General features: G+C 62.9%; 11 protein-coding genes. 7 read left to right on the forward strand and 4 right to left on the reverse strand.

Going from position 1 to position 10,828, the window contains the following annotated elements:
* From EOL86_08525 to EOL86_08535, 3 genes are all read right to left on the reverse strand, one after another.
* The coding region (locus tag EOL86_08525; GenBank protein NCD25619.1) for a hypothetical protein at nt 1-870 on the reverse strand (870 nt) is incomplete at its 3' end.
* Between the two features lie 283 nt (nt 871-1,153).
* On the reverse strand, nt 1,154-2,665 hold the full coding sequence (locus EOL86_08530; protein NCD25620.1) for a mucoidy inhibitor MuiA family protein: 1,512 nt from the start codon (nt 2,663-2,665) through the stop codon (nt 1,154-1,156).
* A gap of 47 nt (nt 2,666-2,712) precedes the next feature.
* Nucleotides 2,713-4,431 (reverse strand): pyridine nucleotide-disulfide oxidoreductase, encoded by a 1,719-nt coding sequence (locus EOL86_08535; protein ID NCD25621.1) that lies wholly within the window; start codon nt 4,429-4,431, stop codon nt 2,713-2,715.
* A 284-nt stretch (nt 4,432-4,715) separates the two neighbouring features.
* Between EOL86_08535 and EOL86_08540 the strand changes: the two genes are divergently transcribed.
* The 5 genes from EOL86_08540 to EOL86_08560 are packed head-to-tail and all read left to right on the forward strand — an operon-like array spanning nt 4,716 to nt 8,851.
* Nucleotides 4,716-5,018 (forward strand): hypothetical protein, encoded by a 303-nt coding sequence (locus EOL86_08540; GenBank protein ID NCD25622.1) that lies wholly within the window; start codon nt 4,716-4,718, stop codon nt 5,016-5,018.
* 27 nt (nt 5,019-5,045) lie between these two features.
* On the forward strand, nt 5,046-5,360 hold the full coding sequence (locus tag EOL86_08545) for an ATP-dependent Clp protease adaptor ClpS (GenBank protein ID NCD25623.1): 315 nt from the start codon (nt 5,046-5,048) through the stop codon (nt 5,358-5,360).
* Nucleotides 5,361-7,586, forward strand: coding sequence for an ATP-dependent Clp protease ATP-binding subunit ClpA (clpA, locus tag EOL86_08550; protein ID NCD25624.1), 2,226 nt, complete (start codon nt 5,361-5,363; stop codon nt 7,584-7,586). It begins immediately after the preceding gene.
* Between the two features lie 4 nt (nt 7,587-7,590).
* On the forward strand, nt 7,591-8,331 hold the full coding sequence (locus tag EOL86_08555) for a leucyl/phenylalanyl-tRNA--protein transferase (protein ID NCD25625.1): 741 nt from the start codon (nt 7,591-7,593) through the stop codon (nt 8,329-8,331).
* The gene (locus EOL86_08560; GenBank protein NCD25626.1) at nt 8,324-8,851 is read left to right on the forward strand and encodes a DUF615 domain-containing protein; all 528 of its coding nucleotides are present in this window, start codon (nt 8,324-8,326) and stop codon (nt 8,849-8,851) included. The genes EOL86_08555 and EOL86_08560 overlap by 8 nt, the downstream gene beginning before the upstream one ends.
* Here the strand turns inward: EOL86_08560 and EOL86_08565 are convergent.
* Nucleotides 8,848-9,333 (reverse strand): hypothetical protein, encoded by a 486-nt coding sequence (locus EOL86_08565; GenBank protein NCD25627.1) that lies wholly within the window; start codon nt 9,331-9,333, stop codon nt 8,848-8,850. The two genes, EOL86_08560 and EOL86_08565, sit on opposite strands and share 4 nt — an antisense overlap.
* Before the next feature lie 155 nt (nt 9,334-9,488).
* Between EOL86_08565 and EOL86_08570 the strand changes: the two genes are divergently transcribed.
* Nucleotides 9,489-10,319 carry a phosphodiester glycosidase family protein gene (locus EOL86_08570; GenBank protein NCD25628.1) on the forward strand — a complete coding sequence of 277 codons (831 nt, stop codon included), beginning with the start codon at nt 9,489-9,491 and terminating at the stop codon, nt 10,317-10,319.
* 24 nt (nt 10,320-10,343) lie between these two features.
* On the forward strand, nt 10,344-10,828 hold a 485-nt coding region (locus EOL86_08575; GenBank protein ID NCD25629.1), incomplete at its 3' end, for a DEAD/DEAH box helicase.

The raw sequence follows: 10,828 nt of genomic DNA on the forward strand, positions 1-10,828 counted from the left end.
GGATGGGGTGACCCAGTCCCGTTCGGCCTCGTCGACGACCAGGAAGCCGTGGGGCGCCAGGGCCGCGTGCAGACGGCCCAGGATCAGGCGCCGAATGTCCGGGCGGTAGTGCAGGAGCACATTGCAGCATGCGATGAGGTCGAATTCACCGAAAATGCTGGCCTGGGGGCGTGGGGTCCGGGCGTCGAGCAGGTCGTGCTCGGAAAAATCAACCAGGGGACGCACCGCCGGACCGATGACATAGTGTTTCTCTTTTCGGGAAAAATGGGCCCGCAGATGGCACAGACGGACGTTTTGAACATCGTTGCGATCAAAGAAGCCGCGTCGGGCCCGGGTCAGGTTCAGGGCACAGTGGTCCGTGGCGAAAATTCGAACCCGTGACGCGTGATTTCTGGTGGCGCTCAGCTCCCACAGGAGAATGGCTAGGGAGTAGGCTTCCTGCCCGGCCGCGCATCCCGCCGACCAGACCCGTGTTTCCTGTCCATCCCGGTCCTTTTTCTGGAGCAGGGCCGGCAGGGCGAATTGTTCGAGCAGGGCGAACGTCAGGGGATTGCGGAAAAACACGCTGTGGGAATTATTCAAGATTTGCCAGAACAGGATCGCCTCGGCGGGGTCGGTTTCAAGGCGCGCGGCGTAGTCCTGGGCGTTTAGGCCGGATTCATGCGCGCGTCGGGTCAGGGCCTCGTCCACCTGGGACGGATCGCGGCCGGACAGATCGCGGCCCAGAGCCTGCTCGGCGGTCCGGATCAGGCGGGCGCGGGTCTCGCCGTTCCATGCTGGATTCATCTGGTTTTGGGTTCCAGGCCGTTGTTCCGTGGCTTGGGACCCGTCGATATCGTGCCCGGCGGGTCTCGTGGCGGGTGATTCCATGTGGTGTCCTCGTGAGGCTCCCTGGCCGCGTCGGGCGCGGGCCACGGGCGCGGCAGACGTTCGCCTTAAAAGCGCGCGTGCTCAAGTATTTTTTGAGGTCCAGGCCAGGGTCGTGGCGGGGAATTGTATTTGCGAATTGTGGAGAACGCTTGTCCACGAGGCGGGCGCGCCTGGGTTTTGACGGCGCGTGGATGGTATCGCGAGAACGCCGGGCGCGGGGAACGGTCCGGATTGCGATGTTGTCTCCGGCAAGCCGGACAGGGGCTTGCCGGAGACAGGGGCGTCACCAGCGCCAGCCGGGATCAATGCGCAGATCGTCCGGGGCTTCCAGGGCGACCTGGACGTGGAACAGACTGTCCGCGCCGGCGGGAACGGTGGCGTTCCAGGCCAGAACCTCGGGGTTGGGATCGTCCTCGGGTTTGGGCGTGGCGGCCAGGGTCAGCACAATGCGCTCGTCCCGGATTTGTGGTCTGGGCTCCTCGACGCGGATGGTTGCCGGATAGGTGGCCGTGTTGCGGACTTTCAGGTTCCAGTCCCAGGCAAAAGATTGCTTGCGGCCGAACAAACCCTTTTCGCCGGTTTTTTTGTCCAAGAGCGTGACCTCGCAGGTCAGCAGCGGGTTGGTTCCGAAAAAGAAGTCCCCATCGCGGCCGGCGAGGGAAAATTGCCGTTGATCGAGCATGGCGCCATCCACCAGGAACATGGCCGTGCCGGTGGGCATTTCCCTGGGCTGGGCGAAAGTCGTCTCGGCCCGCAAAAAGGCCTTGGGGTCGAGACTTGGACGGATCAGGTGCGTGAACACGGCCGGCCAGGCCGCGCGTTCGATTTCCAGGCTCCGGGTTTCACCGGCGGGTAGGGCGCGTTGCCCCATGTCCCAGACGGCATGGGTGGCGCGGCGGTTTTCCATGGGCGCCGGGGCCGAGGCCAGAACCTCGGCCTTCATGTCCATCATGGCCGGCGCGGCCATGGCCTTGCGGGGCATGAGGTTCATGGGCCGGATTTCCCAGGGCGGCAGGTCCGGCGGAGTGGTCTGGGACGTGGGCTGGATGGTGGCCAGGAAGAGGCGCGTGTCGGACCAGTCCTGGCCGGAGCGCTGCCAGACCTTGGCCTGCCAGGAAAAATCGATGCGGTTTTCGGCCGGCCGGGCGTCCAGGCGGTACAGCGGGCTCCAGCCGCAATCGGTCATGGTGTAGGAATAGGACAACTCCTTGGGCGCTTGGTTCGCGAAGCGCAGGCGCACGTCCCAGACCGTCCGTTCCTGTCCGGCGATGCGCTTGATCGCGTCGTTGACCTGGGCGATGTCCTTGTCCAGGTCGGCCAGCGTGTGTCCGAGTTCCTGGGATCGGGCCGTGTCCTGGCGCACGGCTGCATGCAGCTCGGCGGCCAGTTCCCGCAGCGCGGCCACGGACTGTTCCGCGGGTTTGGTCTGGGCCTGCCAGAAGGCCAGGCGGCCGCGCACGCCTTCAAGTTCCGCCGCGACGCCATCGCGGGTCGCGGATAATTCCTTCAGGCGCGCGTTGAGCGGCGCCAGGGCGGCCTGATCTTTTTCCTGACGGCTGGTCCAGCTCACGCCCGTGATGGATGAAGCCGCGGGCAGGGCACCAAGGCGCAGGGTGGCCGGATCGGCCTGGCCCGGCAGGATCAGGGTGCATTCCTGACCTTCGGTGCCAGTCGTGGCGGCGACAACGACGCGGTCCTCGATCTGGGCCGAGGCGGGGAACAGGGTCACCTGCCGGGGCGCGGCCCACAGGCTCGCGGGGCAGAGCAGGGCAAGGATGGTCAGCAGTCTGATCATGGGGTCCTCCGTGAAAAAAAAGGCCGACCCGGAGGTCGGCCCGTCGGTTAGTCGTCCTGGCTCGGGTCGAAGCCGGTTTGCTTGATGAAGCCCATGCCGCCCTGAAGGTTGAGAACGTTGGTGAATCCCGCGTGACGCAGGGAGACCTGGGCCTCGTAGGACCGGCCGCCGGTGTTGCACAGAAGCACGATTTTTTTGTCGCGGGGAACTTCCGCGAGCCGGGCGCGGACCTGCCCCTGGGGAATGTTCCGCCAGAATTCCGGGTGCTTGCCGACATAGGGTTCGGCGTTGCCCCATTCCCGGACATCGACGCAGAGCAGGTTTTCCTGAACCCGGTTTTTCCAGAGTTCGGCGAATTCGTCGGGCTGGACGGGCGTGCAGCGTCCGGACAGGATGTTTTCGGCCGCGTTGGCCGCCGCGTTGAGCACGTCCATGGCCGAGCCAAAGGGCGGTGCGTAGGCCAGCTCCATGTTGGCGATATCGCGCAGGGTCGGGCGGAATTTGATGACAGCGGCCACGGCGTCGATGCGGTCCTTGAGGGAGTCGCCGTTGGTGCCCGAGCCCTGGACGCCAAGGACGCGGCCCGTGGGTCGGTCGACCACGATTTCCAGGCTGATCATGTCCTTTTTGGGATAGAAGTGGGAGTGGTCGAACTGCAGGACCTGGGTGCTGAAGGCGTCGTAACCTTCGCGCAGGGCCACGGGCAGGGACAAACCCACGCCGCCGAAGCCGTATTCGAAGACCTTGAGAATGAAGGTGCCCACGACGCCGTCAAAGGTTTCGCGGCCGCCGGCGACATTGGTGCCGATGACCCGGCCCTGGCGGTTGGCCAGGGACCCCAGGGGATAGTAGCCGTGCTTGCCGGTGATGAGGTTTTCGACAACCACGCAGTCACCGCCGGCGTAGATGTCCGGGTCCGAGGTCTGCATGGTCTTGGAAACGACGACGCCGCCGCGTTCGGCGCAGGTCAGGCCGGCCGCGCGGGCCAGCTCGTCGTTGGGAATCACGCCCACGGACAGAATGACCAGATCGGCGTCGATGGTGCCCTTGTTGGTCACCACGCGGGTGACCTTGCCGTTTTCACCCTCGATGGCCTGGACCATTTCCGAGGTGCGCACCGTGACCGCGTTGTCGTCCAGGTGCTTTTCCACGATTTGGGCCATGGTCGGGCTGATGAAGCCGGGCATGACCTGATCCGCCACCTCGACCACGGTGGTCCGGATGTCCCACATGTCGGACAGGGCCTCGGCCATTTCCAGGCCGATGAACCCGGCCCCGACAATGACCGCCGAGGCCACGCCACCGCCGGAAACCTGCTCCTTGACCCGGATGGCCTCCTCCAGCGTGGTCACGGTGAAGACATTGGCGAGATTCGTGCCGGGAATGGGCAGGACGCGGGGCCTGCTGCCCGTGCCCAGGACCAGCTTGTCGTAGGGCAGGGTGGATTCGGTGCCGTCCTTGGCCCGGACCAGCACGGTTTTGGCCTTGCGGTCGATGGACAGGGCCCGGGTTTCGGTAATGACCGTGAAGTGCTTGCAGACCCTGAAAAACTCCTCGTCCCGGACCATGTGAAAACTGGTTTCCTGGAGCTGGGTATGCTCGCTGACATCGCCGGACACATAGTACGGGATGCCGCAGCCGCCGTAGGAAATGAGCTTGCTGGCGTCGACCAGGGTCACCTCCGCGTCGGGGTTGACACGCTTTATCCTGCAGGCGGCCTTGGGGCCCAGGGCCACGCCGCCGATGATCACGACTTTCAAAGACATGGGACACTCCTTGTGTGCGTTGGAGAATTGGACATGGGGTCGAAAGATGAGACCCCGGGTAATCCATTTCAGGCTGAAAAGGTAGGGGGGAAATTTTGTCGCCAATGAGTCTTTGGAATGATTGAATATTTTTGTGGATGGCTTTGGCAGGTCCCATGGACGCGCTTCATGCTTGCTTTTGCTTGGCTGGGCATTAATAGTTGCCTGCCGCCTTGGAACGGGGCCGCCCCCGTGGATGTGGACGGCTTTCGAGGCGCGACGATATTTCATAACGAGGAGCATTCATGGCTGAAACCATTGACGATATTTCCATAGACTGGACCGACGAGGACGGGGTCCAGAAGGTCAAGGAACTGAAGAAAGAGGTTTTGTCCCGTGGCTCCTGGTCCACGGTGATGTTCGCCTACCAGGAGGTGGCCAGGGGATCGGAGGAATTCGGACCGGTCAAGTTCCGGGTGGGGCGCTACCAGAAGCGCAATGGTCGCTTTTCGCCCCAGTCCAAGTTCAACATTTCCTCGGTCAAGCAGGCCAAGCAGGTGGTGGAAATCCTGCAAGCCTGGATCGAGGAATTTGGCGACGATGAATAATCCCCGTGGACACAAAGGGAGCGGGAAATGAGCGACCAGTTCACGGACCCGGGATTGAACCCGGATATCATCGTCGAGGATGAGCTGCGGGAGCCGAAGCAATACAAGGTATTGCTGCACAACGATGACTACACGACCATGGATTTCGTGGTCGAGGTGCTCATGAAGGTCTTCAACAAGACCGAGGACGAGGCTTTTGTCGTGATGATGAGCGTTCACGAGAAAGGCATTGGCCTCTGCGGGATCTATACCGCCGAGGTGGCCGAGACCAAGGTGCAACTGGTGCACCAGATGGCCCGCAAGCGATCCTTTCCCCTGCGCTGTTCCATGGAAGAGGTGTGAATGCTGAGCAAGGATCTGGAGAGAATCATTGGCAACGCGGTGCGGGAAGTGAAGCTGCGGCAACACGAATTCCTGACCCTGGAGCATCTGCTCTACAGTTATACCCTGGATGCCCATGGGCAGGCCATCCTGCGGGGATGCGGCATCGATCTGGACCGTCTGCGCAAGCAGCTGGTTCAGTTTTTCATGGACCACCTCGAGGTCAATCCTCGTCCGGAACACGAAATCGTGCAGACGGTCAGCGTGCAGCGGGCCATGCAGCGGGCCATTCTGCATATCCAGTCCGCCGGGAAATCCAGGGTTCAGGCCGGGGATTTCCTGGCCGCCATGCTGGAGGAGGAAGACGCCTTCGCCGTGTATTATCTCAAGGCCCAGGGCCTGACCCGGCTGAACGTCCTGGAGTTCATTTCCCATCAAGTGCCCGAGGGCGGCGGTTCCGAAGAGGCCGACACCAAGGACTCGTCCAAGCAGGGCGCTCTGGAAAGATACACGGTGGACCTGGTGGCGCGGGCCAAGGAAGGGAAAATCGACCCCTTGGTCGGGCGCGAGGAGGAACTCAAGCGCACCTTGCAGGTGCTGGCCCGGCGCAAGAAGAACAACCCTGTTTTCGTTGGGGATCCCGGCGTCGGCAAGACCGCCGTGGCCGAGGGACTGGCTCTGAAAATCGCCCTGGGCGAGGTGCCGGAGCAGTTCCGAGAGGCCCGTATTTTTGCCCTGGACATGGGGTCTCTTCTGGCCGGAACCAAATACCGGGGCGATTTCGAGGCCCGGCTCAAGGGCATCATTGGCGAGCTCAAGGCCATTCCCGGCGCCATCCTGTGCATCGATGAAATCCACACCATTGTCGGCGCCGGCTCCACCAGCGGCGGTTCCATGGACGCCTCGAACATTCTCAAGCCTGTTCTGGCCTCGGGCGAGCTGCGGTGCATCGGCTCCACCACCTACGAGGAATACAAAAACCATTTCGAGAAGGACCGCGCCCTGTCCCGGCGCTTTCAGAAGATCGACATCGTCGAACCCAGCGTGGCCGAGAGCGAGAAGATCCTCATGGGCCTCAAACCGCATTACGAGGCCTTCCACGGCGTCAAATATCAACCCTCGGCCATCGCCGCCGCCGTGGAGCTGTCGGCCCGGCATCTGAACGATCGCTGCCTGCCGGACAAGGCCATCGACGTCATCGACGAGGCCGGAGCCATTTTTGTGTTGTCCGGCGAGAAAGGCCGGCGCAAGTCCGTCACCCGCAAGGACATCGAGGAAGTCGTGGCGCGCATGGCCCGTATTCCCAGTTCCCGCGTCAGTGCCTCGGACCGGGACCGTCTGGCCCGGCTGGAAGAGGATCTGGGCGCCCAGGTTTTTGGCCAGCAGGAAGCCGTGGAGATGCTGGCCAAGGCCATCAAGCGTTCCCGGGCCGGTTTGGGCAACGCCGAACGGCCCGTGGGCTCCTTTTTGCTGACCGGCCCCACGGGCGTGGGCAAGACCGAACTGGCCAAACAGTTGGCGGCCTGCCTGGGCGTGGCCTTTGTCCGTTTCGACATGAGCGAGTACATGGAAAAGCACGCCGTGGCCCGGCTTATCGGGGCGCCTCCCGGTTATGTCGGCTTCGAGCAGGGCGGCCTTCTGACGGACGCCATCCGCAAGACCCCGCACTGCGTGCTCCTTTTGGACGAGATAGAGAAGGCGCACATGGACATGTTTTCCATTCTGCTCCAGGTCATGGACCACGCCACCCTGACCGACAACAACGGCCGCAAGTCGGATTTCCGCAACGTCATCCTGCTCATGACCTCCAATGCCGGTGCCCGCGAGATGAGCGGCAACGCCATCGGCTTCAAGGCCGGGGCCGAGGAGGATCGGGCCTCGCGCGGCATGGCCGCCATCGAGAAGCTGTTCAGCCCGGAGTTCCGCAATCGCCTGGACGCCATCGTGCCCTTCCATTCCCTGACCCAGGAGATCATGGAGCGGATCGTGGACAAGTTCATGGCCGAATTGGGCGCCCAGCTGGCGGCCAAGAACGTGGTCGTGACCCTTTCCCCGGAGGCCCGCGCCTGGCTGGCCAAGAAGGGCTTTGACCCGGCCTTTGGCGCCCGACCCTTGGGGCGGCTCATCCAGAAGGACGTCAAGGACGTGCTGGCCGACAAGATTCTTTTCGGCGAGTTGGCCGGCGGCGGCGCTGTCGAGATCGGCCTGTGGGAAGGCGCCCTGGATTTCGTCTACCGGCCGCGCTGAACCCATGACGGTCTTTGCCCTGCCTCCGGAACCGCTTTTTCCGGACCCGGCCCATGCCGACGCCGACGGCTTGCTGGCCGTTGGCGGGGATCTGTCTCCCCGGCGGCTGCTCATCGGCTATGGCCTGGGGATTTTTCCCTGGTACAACGCCAATTCTCCCATCCTGTGGTGGAGCCCGGAGCCCCGATTGATCCTGGAACCCCATCGGGTTCATGTCCCGGCCCGGTTGGAGCGCATTCTGCGCCAGGGCGTGTTCCGGTTTACCCTGGACACGGCCTTCGAGCGGGTCATCACGGCTTGTGCCCGGTCTCCCCGGCGCGGGGCCATGGGCACCTGGATCGTGCCGGAAATGCACGCCGCCTATTGCCGCCTGCACGAATTGGGATTCGCCCACAGCATCGAGGCCTGGCAGGATGACCAACTTGTCGGCGGGCTGTATGGCGTGGCCATGGGCCGGGCGTTTTTTGGCGAATCCATGTTTTATGTCCAGCCCAACGCCTCCAAGGCCGCGTTCGTGACCTTGATCCGCGCTTTGAACTCCTCGGACTATACGCTTTTGGACTGCCAGCAGACCACGCCGCACATGGTCAATTTTGGCGGGTTCGAGGTCTCGCGCCTCGAATTCACGGCCCGGCTGGAGGCCGCTCTTAAAACCCCGACCCAATGTGGACGCTGGTCCTTGCGTCACGGCAGCCTGGAGTGCCGTGCCTTGGCCCCGCGCCCCATATCGAGAAACAATGACTGAATTCGTGCATGGTTACGACGAGGACGAGGAATACTCGAAGCCGAGTAAATCCCAACGCAAGCGGGACATGCTCGCGTTGCAGAAGCTGGGCGAAAAACTGTTGGAACTGACTCCGGACCAGTTGGCCCGCATGGACCTGTCCGAGGATTTGCTCGAGGCCTTGCGTTTTTATCATACCCTGAAGGACAAGGAGGCACGGCGGCGGCATCTGCAGTTTATCGGCACGGTCATGCGCAGGCTGGACGCCGAGCCCATCCAGCAGGCCCTGGACGACCTGGATCAGCTGCGCTTTCGGCAGGCCGAGGATTTTCACCAGATCGAGCAGTGGCGGGATGCCCTGATCGCCGGCGATGACGCCCTGCTGGAGGAATTGGCCCAACGCTTCGACCTGGACCGGCCGCAACTGCGGCGGATGGTTCGCGTGGCCGCCGAGGAAAAGGCCGCCGCCAAGCCGTCCAAGCAGGGCCGGGCCCTGTTTCGGTTGCTGCGGCAACGGTTCGAGCAGGAAGGGACGGTCTAGTCCTCGCAGTCGCCCTGGTCCATGGGTTTGTGCTGGCTCAGATCGTAAAAGCCGTGCACGGGAAAGGGCAGCGGGTAGCCGGGGACGATCTCGAAGCGGATACGGCCCATGTCCTTGCCCTCGGGCATGGAGCCCAGGGAAAGCAAGCCGGCTGGAAGCGGGAACTCCAGGGCGTTGGTGGTCACGTGCGTCAGTCTGTCCGCGTAGCGCCGCGCCAGATACCGGACCACCATCTCCAGTTCGTCGCGGGTGAAGGATTCCAAAATGACATCCCGGCTGTTGCCGCGCGGCGTGATCGGCTCGTGGTCCGAGCTGATCAGGTCGTCCCAGGGGTATGTCCCCCCTTCCGAGGGGTCCCAGGACGGCCGGAAGAGATGCACGACCACGTCCTTGCGGCCCTTGAAGCACCGGATGCGGACCGTGGCGACAAGGCCGCGTGGACAGGGCGGATTCGATCGGTCGTCCTGACGAATGATCTCCATGTCATCCTCCATTATGATTCCAGGTTGACGGCGAATCTACCATGATTTGCCAGGGCCAGCAATGGTTCCTGATTCGTACTGCTTGAAATGATTCCGCTTCTGTGAAAAAGTCTGGAATCATTCCTTGTGATGGATGCGTGGAGCCAGAGTTTGTTATGATTGTCCGCTGCCTGCGTGTGGTAATTGCCCTTTTTCTTTTGACCGCGACGGTCGGGCCGGTTCGCGCCGAGGAGTGGCGGTCTTTGGCTCCGGGCCTGGAATTGCGGGAATTTCTGATGCCGGACCGGGTTGGCGATCTGTCCGGCGAGCAGGGCGTGCTGGCCGTGTTGCGCATCAATCCGGCGTGTTACGCGTTCAGCCTGGGCAGCGCTCTGGAAACGGGAACCATGCTGACCGTGGGTCAATGGTCGCGTCGATTGGGCTTCACGGCGGCCATCAACGCCGGCATGTTCCGGGCCGACGACCGCCTGCGCGCCACCGGATACATGCGCGACGGAGACCTGATGGTGAACGACTTCGTCCATCCCGGCTATGGCGCGTTTCTGCTTTTTGGTCCCAAGGACCCGGCCCTGCCGCGGGTGCGCTGGGTGGACCGCAAACAGGACCCGGATTGGCAGGCCGTTATCGAGCAATATCAGGGCGCGATCCAGAACTATCGTCTCATCAGCCACGATCGGCAGAATTTGTGGACCCAGGACGAACCCCGCCATTCGGCCGCAGCCATCGGCATGGACCAGGACGGCCGGGTGCTTTTCATTCATTGTCGGACCGGCGTGTCCATGCGCGAATTTGCCCAGGCCCTGCTTGATCTGCCTCTGGATCTGGTCGGGGCCATGTATGTCGAGGGCGGGGCCGACGCGGCCATGTATGTCGATGCTTCCGGCTTCACCGGCCGCTGGGTTGGGGAGTACAGGTCCGATTTTTTCCAGGGCAGCAACAAGAATTTCTGGCCCGTGCCCAATGTCCTGGGCATCCGGCCCAAATAATCCAGCCGGGACGTCCAGGCCTTTATGTCATCCGCTTTCGAACTCGTGTCCGACTATGTCCCGCGCGGCGACCAGCCCCAGGCCATTGCCCAGATCTGCGCCGGGGTGCGCCAGGGCGTGCGCGACCAGGTGCTTTTGGGCGTGACCGGGTCGGGCAAGACCTTCACCATGGCCCAGGTCGTGGCCGAATTGAATCGTCCGGCCCTGGTCATGGCCCCCAACAAAACCCTGGCCGCCCAGCTCTACAACGAGTTCAAAGGTCTTTTTCCGCGTAATGCCGTGGAGTATTTCGTCAGTTATTACGACTATTACCAGCCGGAAGCCTATCTCCCGCACTCGGACACCTACATCGAGAAGGATTCGGCCATCAACGAGGATATCGACAAGCTCCGCCACGCCGCGACCCACGCCCTGCTGACCCGGCGCGACGTGCTCATCGTGGCTTCGGTGTCCTGCATCTATGGCCTCGGTTCGCCCGAATACTACGCCAAGATGGTCATTCCGGTGGA

This window comes from Deltaproteobacteria bacterium, assembly GCA_009930495.1.
In the GTDB taxonomy this organism is placed as follows: domain Bacteria; phylum Desulfobacterota; class Desulfovibrionia; order Desulfovibrionales; family Desulfomicrobiaceae; genus Desulfomicrobium.